This window comes from Pseudomonas sp. PSB18, assembly GCF_014596565.1.
GTDB lineage: Bacteria > Pseudomonadota > Gammaproteobacteria > Pseudomonadales > Pseudomonadaceae > Aquipseudomonas.
Genome location: NZ_NOIN01000003.1, coordinates 410,741 through 431,571 on the forward strand (window position 1 = coordinate 410,741; position 20,831 = coordinate 431,571).

The window sequence follows — 20,831 nt, forward strand, 5'->3', positions numbered from 1 at the left end:
TGCCAAAGCACATTGCGTTATGATCCCCTCCTCGTTCTGAACCAGAGCTTTACCCGCGCATGCCGTCCACTGCTGATATCTCCATCACCCTGCCCCCCGTCCTGGTCGGTCCGCTGTTGCGGCGGCTGGAACCCACGCGGTTGGTGATGTGGCTGGTGGGGACGCGGTCGCTGGCATTGACGTTGCGGGTGGAGGGTGTGGGCGATCTGGCGCTGGATACCGACCGCTGCACAGTGGTACCGGTGGGCCAGCAAGCGTTTGTGCACCTGATCGATGTCCGGCTCGAACATCCCCTGCCCCAGGACGTCGCGCTTGAATACGACCTGCTGGTGGACGGCACGCCCATCGCCGAGTGGGCGCCGCGCCTGCTGTATGGCGAGGCGAAACGGCCGAACTTCGTGCTGCACTCGCGTATCGGGCAACTGGTCCACGGCTCGTGCCGCAAGCCTCATCATCCGGCCAACGACGGTTTGCTCTGTGTCGACCGGCTGCTCGCCCAGGCGCCTGAGCAACGGCCGGCACTGTTGATGATGAGCGGCGATCAAGTCTATGCCGATGACGTGGCCGGGCCGATGCTGCGAGCCATTCATGCATTGATCGAGCGGCTGGGGTTGTTCGAGGAATGCCTGGACGGTGCGATAGTGGAAGACAGCGCCCGGCTCTATCGACACCCAGCCAGCTACTACCATCGCGCCGATCTGTTGCCTGCCCTGGAAAGCAATGAAACCCTGCGCGAGCGATTTTTCGGCGGCGCGCGCAAGCCGATTTTCACCAGCAGCAGCGCCGACAATCATCTGGTGACCTTCGCCGAAGTCATGGCGATGTATCTGCTGGCCTGGTCGCCGGTACCTTGGACGTTGATCGACCCGCAGCCACCCGAACTGACCACCGAACGACGCCAGCGCTACGTATTGGAGCAGCAACGCATCGATGGCTTCAAGGCTGGCCTGGATGGCGTGGCGCGGGTGTTCGCGCATCTGTCGAGCCTGATGATCTTCGACGATCACGACATCACCGATGACTGGAATCTGTCCGCGCAGTGGGAAGAAACGGCCTACGGCCACCCGTTCTCCAAGCGCATCATCGGCAACGCGTTGATCGCCTACATGCTCTGCCAGGGCTGGGGCAACAACCCGGATGCGTTCGAGGATCTGGTTCGGCAGACCGTGGCCCTGAGCGACACGGCACGGGACCGCTACCTGGACAGTGGCCCCCAGGACAAATTGATCGATACCTTGCTGGGCTTCCAGCAGTGGCACTACGTGTTGCCAAGCACCCCGGCCCTGGTGGTGCTCGACACCCGCACCCGCCGCTGGCGCAGCGAACGCAACCTCAGGCATCCCTCCGGTTTGCTGGACTGGGAAGCCCTGAGCGAATTGCAACAGGAACTGCTGGACCACCCTTCGGCGATCATCGTTTCGCCAGCGCCGATCTTCGGGGTGAAGCTGATCGAAACCGTGCAGCGGGTGTTCAGTTGGTGTGGCTATCCGTTGCTGGTGGACGCAGAGAACTGGATGGCCCACCGCGGCGCGGCCCAGGTAATCCTGAATATTTTCCGACACTCGCGGACACCGGGGAACTACGTGGTGCTGTCAGGGGATGTGCATTATTCCTTCGTCTACGAGGTGTTGATTCCTCATCGCAAGGGCGGCCCACGCATCTGGCAGATCACCAGCAGTGGCATCAAGAATGAATTCCCGCCGGTGCTGCTGGAATGGTTCGACCGCCTGAACCGCTGGCTCTACGCCCCACGCTCGCCCCTGAACTGGTTCACCCAGCGCCGACGCATGCGCATCATCCCTCACACTCCGGAACATGCCGAGGCGGGTGAGCGCTTGTGGAACTCGGCCGGGATCGGGCAGGTGTTTTTCAATGAGCAGGGGCAGCCGGAACAGATCTACCAGCACAACGCCAACGGCAAGCCGCCGACGCGGATGCTGGGGCCGCGTTGAGGGCGGGACTCCACCGACTCTGGTAGACCGCAATCGCGAGCAGGCTCGCTCCCACAGTGGATGTGTGGTGTGCCAGATGCTGTGGAAACGAGTGCCCTCGCCACGGGCTGGCGTCAGGCTGGAAATGAAAAACGGGGGGCCATGTTTCCATGGCCCCCCGTTCTTATTTGCCGTCAGGCAATCATGGGTACTGCTGGTAAGTCTGCCCTTGCTGCGCCGGTGCCTGGTATTGCTGGCCCGGAATGGCCTTGAGGTTGACTTCGACACGACGGTTCTGTGCCCGACCATTGACGTCGGCGTTGCTGGCCACCGGATTATCCGGACCCGCCCCGCGGGCGCTCAGGTTGGCACCGCTGACGCCCTGGGACGTCAGGTAGGTCGCCACGCTCTGGGCACGGCGCTGGGACAGGTCCATGTTGTGCTGGCGGCTGCCGGTGCTGTCGGTGTAGCCGACGATTTCGATCTGGTTCTGGTTGAACTCCTTGAGGGAGTTGGCCAGGTTGTTCAACGGCTGGTAGAAGCTCGATGCGATGTTCGCCGAGTCGGTGGCGAAGGTGATGTTGCCAGGCATGATCAGTTTGATCTGGTCGCCCTGACGCTGCACTTCAACACCGGTGTTGGCCATGCTGGCCCGCAGTTTCTTTTCCTGCTGGTCGGCGTAGTAGCCGTAACCTGCCGCAGAAGCGCCCACGACCGCGGCGCCGATCAGCGCGCCTTTGCCACGATTGTTGTGGTCGATGGCCGCACCGGCCAGGGCACCGGCCAAGGCTCCTAGGCCGCCGTACTTGGCAGTTTTGCCCATCCCTGAAGAATCCGTGGAAGCCTGTCCCTGATTGTCATACGGGTTAGGCGACGCGCAGCCGGACAACAAGGCCACAGCGGTAGCGACAACGATCAAGCGACGCGAGGTGAACATGGGACAAGCTCCTGGTTTTTCAGTCTGATGTGCCAGGACATCGGCAATCGACTCTGGCTGGCGTTGGAACGCAGCAAACGTTAAAAATTCCGTCACGCTGCGCTTCGCCCGGGCCGATTTTATCATTGGACAAGGCTGCGGCTTACCCCCCGGACAATCATCTCGATTTCCCGGCCATCGATCGTCAACGGTGGTAACAACCGGATGGTCTTGCCCCGGGTGATATTGATCAACAAGCCGTGGTCCCGAGCGGCACAAAGCGCCAGGTCGCGGACCGGTTGCTTGAGTTCGATGCCGACCATCAATCCCTGGCCACGAATCGCCAGCACGTTCGGATTGTCCACCAGTTCCGCCCGCAGCCGGACGAGCAGTTGCTCACCCTGACGCCTGGCGTTGCCCACCAGATCCTGCTCCTCAATGATGTCCAACACCGTGCAACCGACCCGACACGCCAGCGGATTACCACCGAAAGTGCTGCCATGACTGCCGGGGGTGAACAGCTCGGCCGCCTTGCCCCGCGCCAGGCACGCGCCGATAGGCACGCCATTGCCCAACCCTTTGGCCAGGGTCATGACATCCGGCACGATGCCCTCATGCTGGAACGCGAACCATTGGCCGGTGCGGCCGATGCCGGTCTGGATCTCGTCGACCATCAACAACCAGGCACGCCGGGAGCACAGCTGCCGCAAAGCCTTGAGATAGCCCGGCGGTGCCATTTGCACGCCGCTTTCACCCTGGATCGGTTCCACCAGTATCGCGACAATGCGTTCACCATGGGCCTGCTGGATGTGTTCCAGCGCGGCGAGATCGCCGAACGGCACCTTGATGAAATCCCCCGGCAAGCGGTTGAAACCCAGCCGTACAGCCGGGCCGTCGCTGGCGGACAGGGTGCCCAGGGTGCGTCCGTGAAAGGCGTTTTCCATGACCACCACCAGGGGCTGCTCAATACCTTTGTGCCAGCCGTAGAGACGCGCCAACTTCAACGCGGTCTCGTTGGCCTCGGCACCCGAGTTATTGAAAAACACCCGCTCCAACCCCGACAGCTGCGTGAGCTTTTGCGCCAGCCGTTGCTGCCAGTCGATGCTGTACAGATTCGATGTGTGGAGCAACAGACCGGCCTGCTCGCTGATGGCGGCGACCAGCCGGGGATGGGAGTGACCAACATTGGTCACCGCCACACCGGCCACCGCATCGAGGTATTCGCGACCGTCCTGGTCCCACAGGCGCGTCCCCAGCCCGTGAGTGAAACTCAGCGCCAGGGGTTGGTAGGTGGTCATCAGGCAGGCGGCGGTCATGACATCAAGCTCCATCGGGTGGTTTTTTCCAGTATGGTTAGCCACCTCTGCTGGATAAACGCTGCTTTACCTCAATCATTTAGAAGCCAGGTTTGATAATGGATCTGTTCCAGGCAATGACGGTTTACGTCAAAGTGGTAGAAACCGGGAGCCTGACCGCGGCGGCCCAGGCGTGCGAAATGTCCACCACCATGGTGGGCAATCACCTTCGGGCACTGGAGCAGCGCCTGGGGGTACGGCTGATCAACCGCACGACCCGTCGGCAGCGTCTGACGGAATTTGGCTCGACCTATTATCAGCGTTGCCTGGAAGTCCTGGGGCTGGTGGCCGACTCCGAGCGCCTGGCCGAACAGACCCAAGGCGAACCCGCCGGTACCCTGCGCATCACCGCGCCGCTGACCTTCGGCACCGAACGCCTTGCGCCGGCCCTGGCCGAGTTCAGCCAGCGTTACCCGCAAGTCAAACTCGACGTGGTATTGACCAACCAGCGCCTGGACCTGCTCGACCACGGCTTCGATGCCGCCATCCGCCTCGGCCTGTCCGATCCGAAATTGATCGCCCGGCCGTTGATGGACTACACCCTGACGATCTGCGCCTCCAAGGCCTACCTGGACCGCCGGGGCATCCCGCAACAGCCTGCCGACCTGCAAGGACACGACTGCCTGTCGTTCGCCTATTCCGCCGGCGACGAGTGGCGCTTCGCCCAGGACCACTGGCCTATCAACGGCCCGGACGGCGAAATCAAAGTACCCGTGAACGGACCGATGCTGATCAACAGCTCGGCGGGCCTGCACCGCGCGGCCCTGGCCGGCATGGGCGTGGTGATGCTGCCCGATGCGCTGGTTGAGCAGGATCTGAAGGATGGGCACCTGGTGGCGTTGCTGCAGGATTATCAACTGCCCCATCGGCCGATGAACCTGATCTACGCCCAGGACCGCTACCGTTTGCCGAAGCTGCGCAGTTTTGTGGAATTCGCGTTGGAGAAATGGGCGAGATCCGCTGACTAAACGTAGGAGTAGCCCCGAGAGGCTACTTTTGGAAATGTAGCCTCTCAGGGCTACAGAACACCCCAGCGAAACCAGAGACGGTACAGGTCATTGCCCTTGTCGATTCAATCTCGCTCCTCACCTCACTTCCATTTGGGCTGCGCCGGCTGGTCGCTGCCCCGGGAGCAATGGCCGGTCTTTCCCGAGGAGGGCACCCACCTGCAACGCTACAGCGCCCGCTTCCCGGCCGTGGAGATCAACAGTTCGTTCTACCGTCCGCACCGTCCCGCCACCTATGCGAAGTGGGCGGACAGCGTCGCGCCGGACTTCCGCTTCTCGGTCAAGGTGCCCAAGCAGATCACCCATGAACGGCGGTTGCGCGATTGCGACGGGCTTGTGGATGAGTTTCTCGGGCAGTGTTCGCAATTGGGGGAAAAGCTCGGCTGCCTGTTGATCCAGTTGCCACCGTCACTGGCTTTCGATGCCGGGGTGGCCGAATCGTTTTTCAAGGCCTTGCGGGACCGTTATCAGGGCCACGCGGTACTTGAGCCCCGACATCCAAGCTGGCTGGCCGAGCACGTCACGGCATTGCTGCACGCTGAACACATCGGCCGCGTGGCCGCCGATCCATCGCCCTTGCCCGGCTGCGATCAGCCCGGAGGCTGGCCTGGGGTGCGCTACTACCGGTTGCACGGCTCGCCGCGGATCTATTACTCCCGCTACGAGGACATTTGGCTGGAGCAACTCGTCCGGCAGTTGAAACGCGAGCCCGATACGCCGACCTGGTGCATCTTCGACAACACCGCCAGCGGCGCCGCTATCCCCGACGCGTTGCGATTGGCGGCGCTGATGGGCGCCTGAACGCCGATGCCGGCAACAAATGCCGACTAGCCACCGGATCAGCCGTGACAACACCGCCCGCGTCCAATAGATTAGGCGACCGAAAAAAAGCTCAATGCCTTTCTCGTCTTATCCAGCTAACAGAAGTAGTGAAATTTCAATGTCCGATTCCAACACCGCTGAATCCGTAATCACCCTGTCGTCCAAAGCGGAATACGAAAACTCCATCAATCTTTCACAGCATCTGCCTCAAGCCAAGACCATCAGTGAGATGGTGTTGGATGCCTTCCAGTCGAACCGCGAGAGCGACCAGATCCGCGAGCTGCGCAGCGCCATTCGCCAGGCCCACGATGCGTTCGACGATGACAAGGCCTACGAACTGATGGGCCAGCTCAAGCAGCTCAAGGACGCCGAAGCCGCCGATTTCGCCGCGCTGGAAGACCTGAGCAGCCGCTTCCCCATCAGCCGGATTCTTTCCAGCTACAAGGACGACCCGGCCTTCCAGGAATTGGTCTATGGCCTGGCCTTGAAGGTGCTGAACCAGACCCACCAGGCCATCAGCAACCCGAGCGGCAGCAAGGGCAAGGCCTCGCGGGCCAAGAAGGAAGCGCAAGTGTTTGTCATCAGCAAGGACGGCATCAGCGTCACCCTGCCCCTGCGCACCCCGAGTTCCAAGCCGAACGTCGACCGTGAGGCCTTCGAATTCCTGGGCTTCAATTTCGTCGGTGAAGGGGACGAGGCGGAGCTGGAGAACGACCTGTTCCTAGACAACGACGGCACCGAACAACAGGCCACCCGCAAAAGCATCATCACTGCTCTGCAACAGCAGAAGGCCTTTGACGGCTACAGCATCGCCCAACAATAAGCCTGTGGGAGCGAGCCTGCTCGCGATAGCGGTGGTTCAGCTTGCATGGATGTTGGATGTGCCGCCGCCATCGCGAGCAGGCTCGCTCCCACAATAGAAACAACAGTGCGGGAAGACGCCCAAGAAAAAGCCCCGCGCTTCTCTCGAAGACGGGGCTTTTTCATGACACTGATTGATCAGACAGCGCCGAGCCGCTCGACCATATCTGGAAACTTTTCGACCAGTTTGATCAACAAAGCGGCCTGGGCGTTGGGTTTGGATTTCTCCTGCTCCCAGTTTCTAAGCGTACCGGGGCTGGTCCTGATGCTCCTTGCAAAAACGGCCTGAGACATATGGAGCTTGTCCCGCAGAGCCACGATTTCTTGCGCCGACACCTCTGGAGCGGGCTTGTCTTCGGCCGATATCTGGCGGAGGGTGATCTTGCCTTCTCGATGAGAAGCCATCTCCTCAACGCCTTGCATCAACTCGGCAAATAGGTCGCGCTTTTTCATAAGGTACCTCGTATTTTCAACTCCACTTCTATGGCGCGCTTGAGCGTCTTCTCCTGCTCGGAGGTCAGGTTCTCCAATTCATCTTTGTCATAAATCGCAAACATCCAGAATTGACCATCATTCATAAGCCAATAGTGGATAACTCGCAACCCTCCTCGCTTCCCTTTGCCACGACGTCCATCCGACCAACGCAATTTACGAAAGCCACCTGTGCGGGGCATGAGGTCGCCCGCTTCTGGATGCTGCAACATATGAGATTGAAGCAAGCGATATTCATCGTCCGTCAGATAACGGCCTACCGTGGCGGTAAATGAAGAGGTTTCAAAAAATAAGGTTCGCATGGGCAAAACTATAGGCAATCTGCCTATAGTTCAACATCCAACATTGTATTGCTCTAAATGACAGACCTTACCGTTCAGGTCAGTGCCCATGAAAAAGCCCCGCGCTTCTCTCGAAGGCGGGGCTTTTTGTGGGGCGTCTGGCGCTTAAGGTGCGTAGGTCAGCAGCAGCTCACTTGGCACTTTGAAGTCCAGGGACATCATGACGCTCAGAGCGGTGATGGTGAAGATCGAGAACACGAACAGCTTGCGTGCCCAGACCGTGTCATCCACGGCCTTGTAGCCGGTCCAGGCCATATACAGCCAGTACATGCCCATGGCGGCGGCGACGGCGAGGTAGCTCATGCCGGCGTAGCCGCTGAAGGTCAGCATCAAGGTCGCCACCAGGAAGGCCAGGATGTAGAGCAGGATGTGCTTCTTGGCCACGCGGATACCGCGCTTGACCGGCAACACCGGAATCGAGGCGGCCAGGTAGTCGTTGAAGCGGAAGATCGCGATGGCATAGGAATGCGGCATCTGCCACAGGCTGAACATCACCAGCAGCGTCAGCGCAGCCATGTCGAAGCTGTTGCTGACCGCCACATAGCCGATCACCGGTGGCATCGCCCCCGACAGACTGCCCACCAGCGTGCCGTGAACCGACTTGCGCTTGAGGTACAGGCTGTAGAGGCCGACGTAGATGACAAAACCGATCACCGCGAACAGCGCCGCCAACGGGTTGGCCACCCGGTACAACAGCGCCACACCGGCCACGCCCAGCACCGTGGCGAACGCCAGGGCCAGTTGTACCGGGATCAGCCCCTGGACCAGCGCACGGTTTTTGGTGCGCTCCATCTTGATGTCGATGTCGCGGTCGATGCAGTTGTTGAACACGCAACCGGACGCGACCACCAGGGACGTGCCGATCATCGCCGCCAGGAAGATGGCCAGATCGACATGCCCTTTCGAGGCCAGGAAGAACCCGCCTGCCACAGAAAGCACGTTACCGAAAATGATCCCCGGCTTGGTGATTTGGATAAAGTGCTTTAAGGACATCCGGACTTTCCTCAGTGCGCCATCATGTTGGTGTGGATGCTGAACATGATCCACAACGACAGGCCGACCAGCAGGACGATCACCAACGCCGCGAAGACAAACGCGATCACGTTGTTACGCTGGGCGGCGGAGCGGTCAAGGTGCAGGAAGTACACCAGGTGCACCAGGACCTGGACCACGGCGAAGATCAGGACGATCCACAGGGTCAGGCTCTTGGGCAGCGATGGGTACATCACCAGACCGAACGGGATGACGGTCAGGATCACCGACAGGATGAAGCCGATGGCATAGGACTTGACGCTGCCGTGGCTGGCGTCATGACCATCATGGGAATGTGCGTTAGCCATTTACAGGGTCCCCATCAGATAAACAACGGTGAATACGCAGATCCACACCACGTCCAGGAAGTGCCAGAACAGACTCAGGCAGCTCAAGCGGGTCTTGTTGGTGGCGGTCAGGCCATTTTTCTGGACCTGGTACATCATGATCGCCATCCAGATCAGGCCGCTGGTCACGTGCAGACCGTGGGTGCCGACCAGGGTGAAGAACCCGGACAGGAAGCCGCTGCGGTTAGGACCGAAGCCCTCGGAGATCAACATGTGGAACTCGTTGATCTCCATGCCGATGAAGCCGGCACCGAACAGGAAGGTCATGGCCAGCCAGCCCAGGACCTGGGTTTTCTTGCCCTTGTACAGCGCCAGCATGGCGAAGCCGTAGGTGATCGAGCTGAACAGCAGCAGAGCGGTTTCGCCCAGTACGTACGGCAGCTCGAAGATGTCGTGGCCCGACGGGCCACCGGCGACGTTGTTTACCAGCACCGCGTAAGCCGCGAAGATCGACGCGAACAGAATGCAGTCGGTCATCAGGTAGAGCCAGAAACCGAATACGGTCATCTCGCCCGAATCGTGGTGATGGTCATCGTGCCCATGGTCATGACCATGGGCGTGTCCAACATTGGTCACTAAGTTCGACATGGTTTAAGCCTGTTCCAACGAGGTTTCAACACGGGTGGCGGTGGCCCGGACTTTCCCGGCCGCGACCAGACGTTTGTGCTGCTCGGCTTCGATGCGCTCGATGACATCCACCGGCACCATGTAGCCCTGATCGTCGCGGGCGGCATGGATGGCGAAATACACCACGGTGCCGACCAGGCTGGCGGCGGCGAGCCACCAGATGTGCCAGATCATCGCGAAACCGAATACGGTCAACAGGCCGCCCATGACCACACCGGTAGCGGTGTTGTTCGGCATGTGGATCGGCGCGTACTTGGACGGAGTCTGGTACGCAGTACCGTTTTCCTTGGCTTCGGTGAACGGGTCGATGGTGTCCGCTTTCGGCAGCACGGCGAAGTTGTAGAACGGCGGTGGCGAAGAGGTCGACCACTCCAGGGTGTGGGCATCCCACGGGTCGCCGTGTTCGCACATGTTCTCTGGCTTGTTGCGGTCACGCACGCTGACGTACAGCTGGATCAGCTGGCAGGCGATACCGACGGCGATCAGCACCGCACCGAACATGGCGACGTACAGGTACGGCACCCACTCAGGGTTGGTGGTGGTGTTCAGGCGACGGGTCATGCCCATGAAGCCCAGTACATAGAGCGGCATGAACGCGACGAAGAAGCCGGTGATCCAGAACCAGAACGCGCCCTTGCCCCAGCCTTCGTGCAGCTTGAAGCCGAACGCTTTCGGGAAGTAGAAGGCAAAGCCGGCGATGTAGCCGAACACCGCGCCGCCGATGATCACGTTATGGAAGTGCGCGATCACGAACAGGCTGTTGTGCAGGACAAAGTCGGCACCCGGGATGGCCAGCAGTACGCCGGTCATGCCGCCGATGGCGAAGGTCACCATGAAGCCCAGGGTCCACAGCACATGGCTGGTGAAACGCAGGCGGCCCTGGTAGATGGTGAACAGCCAGTTGAACAGCTTCACCCCGGTCGGGATCGAAATCAGCATCGTCGCCAGGCCGAAGAAGGCGTTGACGCTGGCCCCCGAACCCATGGTGAAGAAGTGGTGCAGCCAGACCATGAAGCCCAGCACCGAGATCGCGCCGGAAGCGTAGATCATCGAGTGGTGGCCGAACAGTTTCTTGCCGGAGAAGGTCGAGATGACTTCGGAGAAGATCCCGAACGCAGGCAGGATCAGGATGTACACCTCGGGGTGACCCCAGGCCCAGAACAGGTTGACGTACATCATCGGATTTCCACCCAGTTCATTGGTGAAAATGTGGAAATCCATGTAACGGTCAAGCGTCAGCAGTGCCAGGGTAGCAGTCAGGATCGGGAACGAAGCGACGATCAGGACGTTGGCCCAGGTGCAGGTCCAGGTGAAGATCGGCATGTCCATCAGCTTCATGCCCGGGGTACGCATTTTCAGCACGGTGGCCAGGAAGTTGACCCCCGTCAGCGTCGTACCCAACCCGGATAGCTGTAGCGCCCAGATGTAATAATCCACACCCACGCCCGGACTGTATTGCAACCCCGACAACGGCGGATAGGCAACCCAACCGGTCTTGGCGAATTCACCAACACCCAGGGACAGGTTGATCAGCACGACGCCGGACACCAGCAGCCAGAAGCTCAGGGAGTTCAGGAACGGGAAGGCAACGTCACGGGCGCCGATCTGCAGCGGTACTGCCAGGTTCATCAGGCCGGTGAAGAATGGCATCGCCATGAAGATGATCATGATCACACCGTGGGCGGTGAAGATCTGGTCATAGTGTTCAGGCGGCAGGTAGCCAGGCGAACCTTCGGTGGCCATGGCCAACTGGGTACGCATCATGATGGCGTCGGCAAAACCGCGCAGCAACATGACCATGGCGACAATGATGTACATCACGCCGATTTTCTTGTGGTCGACCGACGTCAGCCACTCGGTCCACAGGTAGGTCCACTTCTTGAAGTAGGTGATCCCGGCGAACAGCGCCAGACCACCGAGCGCGATGATGGCGAGGGTCACCATGACAATCGGCTCGTGGAACGGGATCGCTTCCCAACTTAATTTACCAAACATCGTTTACTCCTCTGCCCCGGCAGCTGAATGCGAACTCATGTCCATCCCTTCCATGTTGTGCGCCACTTCCTGCTCTTTCTTCTCGTGGTGCATCGGCTTGCCCGGATTCATCCCTTCATACTTGTCGATGATGGTCTGGAACAGGTTCGGCGTGACCGCGGAGTAGAGTTCGACTGGGTTGTTCTGGCTCGGTTTGGAAAGGGCTTCGTATTCAGCTTTTTCAAGCTGTTTAGGTGCCTTCTTCACATCGTTGACCCAGGCGTCGAAGTCTTCCTGAGTGGTGGCGATTGCTTTGAACTTCATGCCGGTGAAACCCGCGCCGCTGTAGTTGGCGGAGATACCTTCGAGTTCGGCGTTCTGGTTGGCGATCAGGTGCAACTTGGTCTGCATGCCCGCCATCGCGTAGATCTGGCCGCCCAGGCCCGGGATGAAGAACGAGTTCATCACGGTGTCGGAGGTAACCTTGAAGTTGATCGGGGTGTGAGCAGGGAACACGATCTTGTTGACGGTGGCGATGCCCTGTTCCGGGTAGATGAACAGCCACTTCCAGTCCATCGAGACCACTTCAATGGTGATCGGCTTGACGTCGGATTCCAGCGGACGGTACGGGTCCAGGGCGTGGGTCGACTTGTAGGTGACATAACCCAGGGCAATGATGATCAGCACCGGGATCGTCCACACGGCCGCTTCGATCTTGGTGGAGTGCGACCACTTCGGCGTGTACACGGCCTTGGTGTTGGATGCGCGGTATTTCCAGGCGAACAGGAACGTCATGACGATAACCGGCACAACGACCAGCAACATCAGCAGCGTGGCGGTGATGATCAGGTTTCGTTCGTCCAGGCCGACCTGGCCCTTGGGATCGAGCAAGGTCATGTTGCAGCCTCCCAGCAGCAACGTGCCGAGCAGCGGCAACAAGCCTAGTAATCGGGGGTACCTGTTTTTACTCATCTCACGACCTCTAAAGCAGCTTGCGCAATGCAGTTGGGTTTTGATCGCCAACACTTCACCCTGCCAAGGGTTGGCATTTTCTTGGATCTGAATAAGGGCTGCCCGTCGAGCGTCAGACGCTGTTCGACATATCCTGGGCCAGCAGTGAGTTCTTATTCGAATTCGTCGGTAAAAGGCCTTGTTACAGCCCAATTCCATTTGGTGCAGGTAGTAGGAAGGCACCGACACCTGGGGTCGCATGGGGCGCTGGCGCCCTTCGACCACCTCTCGTGCTCAAGCCTGAGCCGGGTCGGATATTCGGTGCGGGCGATTGTAGTGAGCTGAAGCGCCGGAGACCATGTCTCATCCCGAAATAATTTTTATCCAAACCGGCAACAATCTCTTCCCGATACCGCAACGGTCCGGCATGTTATCGAAATTGATTCTCAACAAGAACCCCAAAAAAGGTAGGTCTACTACGCCCGATTCAGACAGCATGAACGGAACGGGTTGAGGTATTTTGCCTGGCAAGCGCCCGTTTTTCGGGGGGCTCGCCGAGTGGCGTTGCGCTGTTAGAAATGCCTGCTGCCGACTTCACAAAGGTGGAGGGCATCGCAGGTCCGACCGGTTTTTTGTTACAGGACGAGGCGCATATCCCTACTGCGAACGCCCCTGTAACCTGGGGATATGTGACAACGTGTCGCACAGTGTCGCAGGTCATTCTTGTCCCGGATCAAGGCCGATCCCTCCCATCACTGAAATGCAAAACACCCCGGTTCTCCAACAGGAAAACCGGGGCGTTTCAGCAAGTGTTTCAGCGAAGGGTCTTGCGGTTACGCGACACCAGCAAGGGCACCAGCACCACGATCAGTACGAAGGCCAACAGCGCCCATTGTGCCAGGGACAGGCCCAGGATCGGCGGGTATGGGGTGGAGCAGAACCCATCGACTTGGAACCCCAGCGGGAAGATCTTCGCCAGCGGCAGATCGTCGACAATCGGTTGCAGCACATCGATACCGCAACTGACAGCCGGGAAGAACTGGGTATACACGTGATGCCCCGCCACTCCCGCACCGGCCAGGGCGCAGAGCACCACAATCCCCTCGAGAATCGTCAGGCTGCGACGGGTGCGCATGGCCGCGCCGATGAACGCGAAGATCGCGATCAGCAACAGCGCATAACGCTGCAGGATGCACAGCGGGCACGGTGCTTCCCCCAAGGCCACCTGCATGTACAGCGCACCACCGATCAGCGCCAGGCAGATCAGCCCCAGCAGCACCAGATAGCGACGCTCGCGGCCCAACCGCATCATTTCCTCACTCATTGCCTTTTCCTTTGAATGCATGGATCGACGCACAGCCTTGCGACACTCGGCGCGCTGTCGGATGGCCGAAGTCTACACGTTGGCCATGACAGTGAACGAGCGGCTTGCGCCAACTTTGAGGGGGAATAGACAGAAGAAAAGTTAAGCGCCGATTAACTTCGCGCGAGCGAAGGCTTCAGTTGGAGGTTGTGTGAGGCATGCCGGCCCCTTCGCGAGCAGGCTCGCTCCCACAGGGCCCGATGGTGCATGCAAATGCTGCGTACACCCCGAATCCAATGTGGGAGCGAGCCTGCTCGCGATAGCGGTGGGTCAGCTTGCATCAATGCTGAATATTTACTCCAGCGCCGCAGCCGGCCCGAAGAACTCGTAGCGGCTCTGCCCATCCGGCACGCCCAGGGCCTTGAGATGACGCTTCACGGCCGCCATGAAGCCCTTCGGCCCCAGGAAGTAGGCATCCAGGTCACGCTGTTCCGGCAGCCACTGGGCCAGTTGTTCCTGGTTCAACAAGCCGATCCGGTCGGCCGCCTCGCTCAAGCCGTCGTCTTCGTCATAGCAATAGAAACGCTTGAGTTGCGGATGCCGCTTGGCCAGGTCGTCGATCCACTCACGGAAGGCGTGGGCGCGACCATTACGGGCGCAGTGAATGAAATGTATCGGCCGTTCGGTTTGCAACGCCGCCTGCAGCATTGCCAGGGTCGGGGTGATGCCGACGCCACCGCTGATCAGCACCAGTGGCTTGTCGCTGGCAGTCAGGTAGAAATCCCCGGACGGCGGGAACAACTGGAGGCTGCTGCCAATCTGCAAATCATGATGCAGGTAGTTCGATACCCGTCCACCCGGCTCGCGCTTGACGCTGATCCGGTACTGGCCGTTGTCCGCCAGTGCCGACAGCGAGTAGTTGCGACGCACTTCCTCACCCTCCAGGAACAGTTTCATGCCGATGTATTGACCCGGCTCGGCCAGCAGAATCGGCCCCTTGTCCGCTGGTTCGAAGTAGAACGAAGTGATCTCCGAGCTTTCCTGGACCTTGGCCACCAGGATGAACTCCCGCTCGCCTCGCCAGCCACCCGGGGCGGCGGCTTTCTGGTCATACATGCCTGCTTCGGCGCCGATCAGGATATCGGCCAGCTGGTTATAGGCAGCGCCCCAGGCGGAGATCACTTCAGGCGTGGCGATCTCGTTGCCCAGCACTTCGGCAATCGCCCGCAACAAACAGGAACCGACAATCGGATAATGCTGTGGCTCGATCTGCAAGGCGACGTGCTTGTTGACGATTTTCGCCACCAGGTCACCCAGTTGGTCGAGCTGGTCGATGTGCCGTGCATACATCAACACGCCGTTGGCCAGGGCCCGAGGCTGATCGCCGCTGGCTTGGTGGGCCTGGTTGAACAGCGGTCGAACCTGGGGGTATTCGGAGAGCATCATGCGGTAGAAGTGCGTGATGAGCGCTTCACCACCGCTTTCAAGCAATGGAACGGTGGAGCGAATAATGGCGCGTTCTTCCCGGGTGAGCATAAGGTGACTCCTCGCGTGTTACGGAAACGGATACTCATGCTTATCAGTTTTCGTGCCACAAATATTTCTCTTTATTTTCAGCAAGTTAAAAATAAAGTAGTCATTAAGACACGAGCAAGAATATAGTCTTTTCGACTACACGGAGTCATTATGACCGCAACCTCCCTGCTGACTTCCCTGCTCCCACTGGTAGCGGACTTGTCCCGCGAACTGCCTGAAGGCGAGCGCTATCGCCGCTTGCTCGGTGCCCTGCGCGCCTTGCTGCCCTGCGACGCGGCGGCGTTGTTGCGGCTGGACGGGGACTGCCTGGTGCCGCTGGCGGTGGACGGCTTGAGCACCGACACCTTGGGTCGGCGTTTCCGGGTCAGTGAACACCCGCGCTTCGAAGCGCTGCTGGCCAACCCGCACCCCACCCGTTTCGCCACCGACAGCGACCTGCCCGATCCCTACGACGGGTTGGTCGAAGGCCTCGACGAGCATCTGGAAGTTCACGATTGCATGGGCTGTCCGCTGTTCGTCGACGAACGCCCATGGGGCCTGCTGACCCTTGATTCCCTGGATCCGGAGCGCTTCGAACCCATCGACCTTGGTGCGCTGCAGGCCTTCGCCAGCCTCGCCGCCGCCACGGTCAGCGCCGCCGAACGCATCGAACGCCTGGCGTTGAAAGCCGAAGACGAACACCGCCGTGCCGAGGTCTATCGCCAGGCCAGCGGCCAGCAACCCCGCGACATGGTCGGCCAGAGCAAGGTCCATAAACGCCTGGTGGAAGAGATCAATCTGGTGGGCGGCAGCGACCTGACCGTGTTGATCACCGGTGAAACCGGCGTCGGCAAGGAGCTGGTCGCGCAAGCCATTCATGCGGCCTCCAAGCGCGCCGAGCAGCCGCTGATCAGCCTCAATTGCGCCGCCCTGCCGGACACACTGGTGGAAAGCGAACTCTTCGGCCACGTACGCGGCGCGTTCACCGGGGCGACGAGCGACCGACGCGGCAAGTTCGAGCTGGCCGATGGTGGCACGTTGTTCCTCGACGAAGTCGGTGAGTTGTCCCTGACCGTCCAGGCCAAACTGCTGCGCGTGCTGCAGAGCGGCCAGTTGCAGCGCCTGGGCTCGGACAAGGAACACCGGGTCGACGTGCGCCTGATCGCCGCCACCAATCGCGACCTGGCCGAAGAGGTGCGCAATGGCCGCTATCGGGCCGACTTCTATCACCGCTTGAGCGTGTATCCCTTGCAGGTACCGGCGCTGCGGGATCGCGGCCGCGATGTACTGCTGCTCAGCGGTTTTTTCCTGGAGCAGAACCGCTCGCGCATGGGCCTTAACAGCCTGCGCCTGAGCAGCGACGCCCAAGCCGCACTGCTGGCCTACGACTGGCCGGGTAACGTGCGCGAACTGGAACACCTGATTGGCCGTAGCGCCCTGAAAGCGCTGGGCAGATGCCCGGTGCGCCCGAAGATCCTCAGCCTGGGTGCCCAGGACCTGGACTTGCCCCAGGCCTCCGAGCCAACGTCCGAGCCTTCAGCGACACACCCTTCGCTGGCGATCACCCCCGTGACGGGAGACCTGCGCGAAGCCATGGATGATTTCCAGCGCCGGCTGATCAGCGCCAGCCTGGAACGCCATCAGCACAACTGGGCCAGCGCCGCCCGGGAACTGGGGCTGGATCGGGCGAACCTGGGACGGATGGCGCGGCGGTTGGGGCTCAAATAATCTTCCAGACGCTTTTGTGGAACGAGAGCTTTCGTGGCGAGGGAGCTTGCTCCCGCTGCGTTGCGCAGCAACCCTATCTTTAATGGGCGCTGCGCACCCAAGCGGGAGCAAGCTCCCTCGCCACAAGCGCCTTGTTACAACGATCCGGGCTTTCACCCTAAAGCCTGCCCCCAACAAGTCGATAACCCGATATCAAAAGCTGTTTTGGCGATCTCCACGTTCGCCCCACCTTTCTACACAGAAGGTTTTTATGTCTTCCAACAAAGCCCGCGCAGATTCACTTTCGCTTCTGCTGTTTACCTTGCGCAGCGGCAAGCTGATGGCAATCAACCTGCTCAAGGTCAGCGAGATCATCCCCTGCCCGCCACTGACCAAACTGCCGGAGTCGCATCCACATGTGAAAGGCATCGCGACCCTGCGTGGCACATCGCTGTCGGTGATTGACCTGAGCCGTGCCATCGGTGAGCGGCCGCTGGAAGATCCGGATGGCGGCTGCCTGATCGTCACCGATGTCAGCCGCTCCAAGCAGGGCCTGCATGTGCAGGCGGTGAGCAAGATCGTCCATTGCCTGACCACCGACATCAAGCCGCCGCCTTACGGCTCCGGCGGTAACCGCGCATTCATCACCGGCGTGACGTCGGTGGACGGCACGCTGGTGCAGGTGCTGGACATCGAGAAGGTCATCCATGGCATCGCCCCGGCGCAGATCGAAACCGCGCCCACCGAACTGAGCATGGAAGATGCCGAAGTGCTAGGCAACGCACGGATCCTGGTGGTCGATGACAGCCAGGTGGCGCTGCAACAATCGGTATACACCCTGCGCAACCTGGGCCTGCAATGCCACACCGCCCGCAGCGCCAAGGAAGCCATCGAATGCCTGTTGGACCTGCAAGGCACGGACAACCAGATCAACCTCATCGTCTCCGACATCGAAATGTCGGAGATGGACGGTTACGCCCTCACCCGCACCCTGCGGGAAACACCGGACTTCGCCCACCTCTACGTGTTGCTGCACACCTCGCTGGACAGCGCCATGAACAGTGAAAAGGCGCGGCTGGCCGGCGCCAATGGGGTACTGACCAAGTTTTCCTCGCCAGAGCTGACCAAATGCCTGATCACGGCGGCCAAGGCAGTGGCCGAGCAAGGCCACTGAGTTGTACCGATGACTTGCTCCTGCGTTCCGACGTGGGAGGGTCCGGCAACCTCAGGCATACTTTTGCCCTGACTTTCCGGAACGAGACATCCCGATGAACATCCGCACATTGATTCTCCTTGGCTTCACTGCCCTGGCCTCCCAGGCCCAAGCCTCCAGCCCGGAGGCCTGGGCCGCCTACGACAAAGCCGTGCTGGCCAGCTGCATCAAGGCCAGTGGCTTGAAGAACGCCGAGCCGGTGGGCACCGCCGCGCAATTCGACGACCGGGTCGGCTACACCGCGCTGTTGCTGCAAGGCCAATACCCGCAGAAACACATGAAAGGAGCGACCGGTACCGAACTGTGTCTCTACCGCAAGAAAACCAAGACGGCCCATGTGACCGAGTGGGACTCGATCCGCCCCGCCGCGACCGAGCAATGAGTGGCGCATAACTTGCTTCGCGAGGCTCGTCACGGCGTTTTTCTGTCGCCGCCTTTCAGCTCTCGACCGGTCGCTCAATGAATATAACGTTTTCCTGCGTAGGCTGCGGCAAATGCTGCTCTGGCCACCACGTTCCCCTGACCCTCGACGAAGCCCGGATGTGGGCAAGCGACGGCGGTCAGGTCATCGTCCTGGTGGAAGCCTTCCTGCCCAATGGCCTCGGCCTGCCGGCGGCGCAACGCGAGCATGCCGAACGCCGCTCCGTGAAGGTCCGGAGCGGGTGCACCGATGCCTTCGTGGCGATCACCTTCGCCGCTTATAACCCCGGCCGTTGCCACAATCTCGACGAAGAAAACCTGTGCCGCATCTACGAACGCAGGCCGCTGGTGTGTCGGATCTATCCGATGGAAATCAACCCGCATATCCCGCTCAATATCGCGGCCAAGGACTGCCCCCCGGAATCCTGGGAAACCGGTCCGCAATTGATCGTCGGCGGGAAACTGGTTGATAAAGAACTGGCCGAGCTGATCGAACGCTCGCGCCAGGCTGATCGTGAGGAGATCGCGATCAAGGAGCGCATCTGTGCGGCCCTGGGCATCCGCACCACTGCGCTGAAAGGCGACGGGTTTGCCGCCTATCTGCCAGACATGACAGCGTTCGCGGCGGCCATCGATCAGGTGCGCTTGCGGCCAACTGAGTCGGAAACCGGTGAATGGCAGTTCCATCTGTCCGGGGATGACGTCGCCCGCGAGGTCACGGCCGGTGGCGCACGAGTGGTGACTGGAGCAGCCCCCGATTGCGCGTTCATTTCGCTGCGGGTGGCCTAGGGGCAACACAAGTCCCTTTGTGGGAGCGAGCCTGCTCGCGATAGCGGTATGTCAGTCAACATCAACGCTGGCTGAACCGCCGCCATCGCGAGCAGGCTCGCTCCCACAGGTCATTCCACTTCATAACCTGCACTCCCCTCTCGCCTAACCCTCGCAGAGAATGTTAGCGTGCTTGGTATTGCCTCCAAGACGAGCCTTGCACGATGAAAAAAACCGTACTTGCCTTCAGCCGTATCACGCCCCAGATGGTCGAGCGCCTACAACAGGACTTCGACGTGATCGTGCCGAACCCATCGAAGGGCGACATCAACGCACAGTTCAACGAAGCTTTGCCCCATGCCCACGGCCTGATCGGTGTCGGCCGCAAACTCGGTCGCGAGCAACTGCAAGGCGCCGCGAACCTGCAGGTGGTCGCCAGTGTGTCGGTGGGTTACGACAACTACGACCTGGCCTACTTCAATGAACGCGGGATCATGCTCACCAACACCCCCGACGTGCTCACCGAAAGCACCGCCGACCTGGCCTTCGCCCTGCTGATGAGCAGTGCCCGTCGCGTAGCGGAACTGGATGCCTGGACCAAGGCCGGGCAATGGCAGGCGACGGTGGGACCGCAACTGTTTGGCAGCGACGTGCACGGCAAGACCCTGGGCATCGTCGGCATGGGCAACATCGGCGCGGCCATTGCCCGGCGTGGCCGGTTGGGGTTCAACATGCCGATCCTGTACAGCGGCAACAGCCGCAAGACCGAACTGGAACACCAGCTGGGCGCGCAGTTTCGAGAGTTGGACCAGTTGTTGGCCGAAGCGGACTTCGTCTGCCTCGTCGTGCCCCTGAGTGAAAAGACCCGCCACCTGATCGGACAGCGGGAACTGGCGTTGATGAAGCCAAGCGCAATCCTGGTCAACATCTCCCGCGGCCCGGTGGTGGATGAGCCGGCGTTGATCGAGGCCTTGCAGAACAACCGCATCCGCGGCGCCGGCCTGGACGTCTACGAGAAGGAGCCGTTGGCCGAATCGCCGCTGTTCCAGCTGAAGAACGCCGTCACCCTGCCGCACATCGGCTCGGCCACCCACGAAACCCGTGAAGCCATGGCCAATCTCGCGGTGGATAATTTGCGCAGTGCGCTGTTGGGTGAACGGCCGCAGAACCTGGTCAACCCGCAAGTCTGGAAGTAGAAGCCGGCGCCGCATCCCATCGCCCCGCTTTGTGGGAGCACGGCTTGCCCGCG

Annotated in this window: 20 protein-coding genes; 9 read left to right on the forward strand and 11 right to left on the reverse strand. The window is 60.6% G+C overall.

Features of this window, described 5'->3' with window-relative positions; all coding sequences use genetic code 11:
* The first annotated feature begins 59 nt into the window (after positions 1-59).
* A complete protein-coding gene (locus tag CGA22_RS09645) occupies positions 60-1,952 on the forward strand; it encodes an alkaline phosphatase D family protein (RefSeq protein ID WP_188258557.1) in 1,893 nt (630 codons plus the stop codon).
* A 181-nt stretch (positions 1,953-2,133) separates the two neighbouring features.
* On the opposite strand, the gene CGA22_RS09650 is transcribed toward CGA22_RS09645, so the two are convergent.
* Both CGA22_RS09650 and CGA22_RS09655 read right to left on the reverse strand, forming a co-directional pair.
* Positions 2,134-2,868 (reverse strand): OmpA family protein, encoded by a 735-nt coding sequence (locus CGA22_RS09650; protein ID WP_041023467.1) that lies wholly within the window; start codon positions 2,866-2,868, stop codon positions 2,134-2,136.
* Positions 2,869-2,990: 122 nt separating this feature from the next.
* Entirely contained in the window at positions 2,991-4,163 is a 1,173-nt protein-coding gene (locus CGA22_RS09655; RefSeq protein WP_188258558.1) for an aspartate aminotransferase family protein, read from the reverse strand.
* A 98-nt stretch (positions 4,164-4,261) separates the two neighbouring features.
* On the opposite strand from CGA22_RS09655, the gene CGA22_RS09660 reads away from it, so the two are divergent.
* The 3 genes from CGA22_RS09660 to CGA22_RS09670 all read left to right on the forward strand — a co-directional run bounded on the left by CGA22_RS09660 (position 4,262) and on the right by CGA22_RS09670 (position 6,854).
* The gene (locus CGA22_RS09660) at positions 4,262-5,170 is read left to right on the forward strand and encodes a LysR family transcriptional regulator (protein WP_041023468.1); all 909 of its coding nucleotides are present in this window, start codon (positions 4,262-4,264) and stop codon (positions 5,168-5,170) included.
* A 96-nt stretch (positions 5,171-5,266) separates the two neighbouring features.
* The gene (locus CGA22_RS09665; protein WP_052435155.1) at positions 5,267-6,010 is read left to right on the forward strand and encodes a DUF72 domain-containing protein; all 744 of its coding nucleotides are present in this window, start codon (positions 5,267-5,269) and stop codon (positions 6,008-6,010) included.
* Positions 6,011-6,149: 139 nt separating this feature from the next.
* Entirely contained in the window at positions 6,150-6,854 is a 705-nt protein-coding gene (locus tag CGA22_RS09670) for a hypothetical protein (RefSeq protein WP_041023469.1), read from the forward strand.
* A gap of 176 nt (positions 6,855-7,030) precedes the next feature.
* Here CGA22_RS09670 and CGA22_RS09675 read toward each other — a convergent pair whose 3' ends face one another.
* The 9 genes from CGA22_RS09675 to hmpA all read right to left on the reverse strand — a co-directional run bounded on the left by CGA22_RS09675 (position 7,031) and on the right by hmpA (position 15,495).
* Positions 7,031-7,345, reverse strand: a complete 315-nt coding sequence (locus CGA22_RS09675; protein ID WP_041022356.1) for a helix-turn-helix domain-containing protein — start codon at positions 7,343-7,345, stop codon at positions 7,031-7,033.
* Positions 7,342-7,686: a hypothetical protein gene (locus tag CGA22_RS09680; protein ID WP_041022357.1), complete on the reverse strand. Its 345-nt coding sequence runs from the start codon at positions 7,684-7,686 to the stop codon at positions 7,342-7,344. Before CGA22_RS09680 ends, CGA22_RS09675 begins: the two co-directional genes overlap by 4 nt.
* 144 nt (positions 7,687-7,830) lie before the next feature.
* Complete coding sequence (gene cyoE / locus CGA22_RS09685) at positions 7,831-8,718, reverse strand: heme o synthase (protein ID WP_025211928.1); 888 nt, start codon at positions 8,716-8,718, stop codon at positions 7,831-7,833.
* An 11-nt stretch (positions 8,719-8,729) separates the two neighbouring features.
* Entirely contained in the window at positions 8,730-9,065 is a 336-nt protein-coding gene (gene cyoD / locus CGA22_RS09690; RefSeq protein WP_041022358.1) for a cytochrome o ubiquinol oxidase subunit IV, read from the reverse strand.
* Positions 9,066-9,692, reverse strand: a complete 627-nt coding sequence (locus CGA22_RS09695) for a cytochrome o ubiquinol oxidase subunit III (protein ID WP_024777554.1) — start codon at positions 9,690-9,692, stop codon at positions 9,066-9,068.
* Positions 9,693-9,695: 3 nt separating this feature from the next.
* Positions 9,696-11,726: a cytochrome o ubiquinol oxidase subunit I gene (gene cyoB / locus CGA22_RS09700; RefSeq protein WP_041022359.1), complete on the reverse strand. Its 2,031-nt coding sequence runs from the start codon at positions 11,724-11,726 to the stop codon at positions 9,696-9,698.
* Positions 11,727-11,729: 3 nt separating this feature from the next.
* Complete coding sequence (cyoA, locus tag CGA22_RS09705; RefSeq protein WP_024777552.1) at positions 11,730-12,677, reverse strand: ubiquinol oxidase subunit II; 948 nt, start codon at positions 12,675-12,677, stop codon at positions 11,730-11,732.
* A 793-nt stretch (positions 12,678-13,470) separates the two neighbouring features.
* Entirely contained in the window at positions 13,471-13,980 is a 510-nt protein-coding gene (locus CGA22_RS09710) for a disulfide bond formation protein B (RefSeq protein WP_041022360.1), read from the reverse strand.
* A gap of 333 nt (positions 13,981-14,313) precedes the next feature.
* Complete coding sequence (hmpA, locus tag CGA22_RS09715) at positions 14,314-15,495, reverse strand: NO-inducible flavohemoprotein (protein WP_041022361.1); 1,182 nt, start codon at positions 15,493-15,495, stop codon at positions 14,314-14,316.
* A gap of 150 nt (positions 15,496-15,645) precedes the next feature.
* On the opposite strand from hmpA, the gene norR reads away from it, so the two are divergent.
* The 5 genes from norR (at position 15,646) to CGA22_RS09740 (ending at position 20,778) form a co-directional block, all read left to right on the forward strand.
* The gene (norR, locus tag CGA22_RS09720) at positions 15,646-17,202 is read left to right on the forward strand and encodes a nitric oxide reductase transcriptional regulator NorR (protein WP_041022362.1); all 1,557 of its coding nucleotides are present in this window, start codon (positions 15,646-15,648) and stop codon (positions 17,200-17,202) included.
* A gap of 250 nt (positions 17,203-17,452) precedes the next feature.
* Positions 17,453-18,355 (forward strand): chemotaxis protein, encoded by a 903-nt coding sequence (locus tag CGA22_RS09725; protein WP_041022363.1) that lies wholly within the window; start codon positions 17,453-17,455, stop codon positions 18,353-18,355.
* A gap of 94 nt (positions 18,356-18,449) precedes the next feature.
* A complete protein-coding gene (locus tag CGA22_RS09730) occupies positions 18,450-18,776 on the forward strand; it encodes a hypothetical protein (RefSeq protein ID WP_041022364.1) in 327 nt (108 codons plus the stop codon).
* Positions 18,777-18,853: 77 nt separating this feature from the next.
* Positions 18,854-19,603, forward strand: a complete 750-nt coding sequence (locus CGA22_RS09735; RefSeq protein ID WP_041022365.1) for a YkgJ family cysteine cluster protein — start codon at positions 18,854-18,856, stop codon at positions 19,601-19,603.
* Positions 19,604-19,806: 203 nt separating this feature from the next.
* The gene (locus CGA22_RS09740) at positions 19,807-20,778 is read left to right on the forward strand and encodes a 2-hydroxyacid dehydrogenase (RefSeq protein WP_041022366.1); all 972 of its coding nucleotides are present in this window, start codon (positions 19,807-19,809) and stop codon (positions 20,776-20,778) included.
* Positions 20,779-20,831: the final 53 nt, after the last annotated feature.

Bases quoted from the DNA above. Each gene is read 5' to 3' on its own strand.
- CGA22_RS09645 (WP_188258557.1), top strand. From the start codon at position 60: ATGCCGTCCACTGCTGATATCTCCATCACCCTGCCCCCCGTCCTGGTC.
- CGA22_RS09650 (WP_041023467.1), bottom strand. From the start codon at position 2,868: ATGTTCACCTCGCGTCGCTTGATCGTTGTCGCTACCGCTGTGGCCTTG.
- CGA22_RS09655 (WP_188258558.1), bottom strand. From the start codon at position 4,163: ATGACCGCCGCCTGCCTGATGACCACCTACCAACCCCTGGCGCTGAGT.
- CGA22_RS09660 (WP_041023468.1), top strand. From the start codon at position 4,262: ATGGATCTGTTCCAGGCAATGACGGTTTACGTCAAAGTGGTAGAAACC.
- CGA22_RS09670 (WP_041023469.1), top strand. From the start codon at position 6,150: ATGTCCGATTCCAACACCGCTGAATCCGTAATCACCCTGTCGTCCAAA.
- CGA22_RS09675 (WP_041022356.1), bottom strand. From the start codon at position 7,345: ATGAAAAAGCGCGACCTATTTGCCGAGTTGATGCAAGGCGTTGAGGAG.
- CGA22_RS09680 (WP_041022357.1), bottom strand. From the start codon at position 7,686: ATGCGAACCTTATTTTTTGAAACCTCTTCATTTACCGCCACGGTAGGC.
- cyoE (WP_025211928.1), bottom strand. From the start codon at position 8,718: ATGTCCTTAAAGCACTTTATCCAAATCACCAAGCCGGGGATCATTTTC.
- cyoD (WP_041022358.1), bottom strand. From the start codon at position 9,065: ATGGCTAACGCACATTCCCATGATGGTCATGACGCCAGCCACGGCAGC.
- CGA22_RS09695 (WP_024777554.1), bottom strand. From the start codon at position 9,692: ATGTCGAACTTAGTGACCAATGTTGGACACGCCCATGGTCATGACCAT.
- cyoB (WP_041022359.1), bottom strand. From the start codon at position 11,726: ATGTTTGGTAAATTAAGTTGGGAAGCGATCCCGTTCCACGAGCCGATT.
- cyoA (WP_024777552.1), bottom strand. From the start codon at position 12,677: ATGAGTAAAAACAGGTACCCCCGATTACTAGGCTTGTTGCCGCTGCTC.
- CGA22_RS09710 (WP_041022360.1), bottom strand. From the start codon at position 13,980: ATGAGTGAGGAAATGATGCGGTTGGGCCGCGAGCGTCGCTATCTGGTG.
- hmpA (WP_041022361.1), bottom strand. From the start codon at position 15,495: ATGCTCACCCGGGAAGAACGCGCCATTATTCGCTCCACCGTTCCATTG.
- norR (WP_041022362.1), top strand. From the start codon at position 15,646: ATGACCGCAACCTCCCTGCTGACTTCCCTGCTCCCACTGGTAGCGGAC.
- CGA22_RS09725 (WP_041022363.1), top strand. From the start codon at position 17,453: ATGTCTTCCAACAAAGCCCGCGCAGATTCACTTTCGCTTCTGCTGTTT.
- CGA22_RS09730 (WP_041022364.1), top strand. From the start codon at position 18,450: ATGAACATCCGCACATTGATTCTCCTTGGCTTCACTGCCCTGGCCTCC.
- CGA22_RS09735 (WP_041022365.1), top strand. From the start codon at position 18,854: ATGAATATAACGTTTTCCTGCGTAGGCTGCGGCAAATGCTGCTCTGGC.
- CGA22_RS09740 (WP_041022366.1), top strand. From the start codon at position 19,807: ATGAAAAAAACCGTACTTGCCTTCAGCCGTATCACGCCCCAGATGGTC.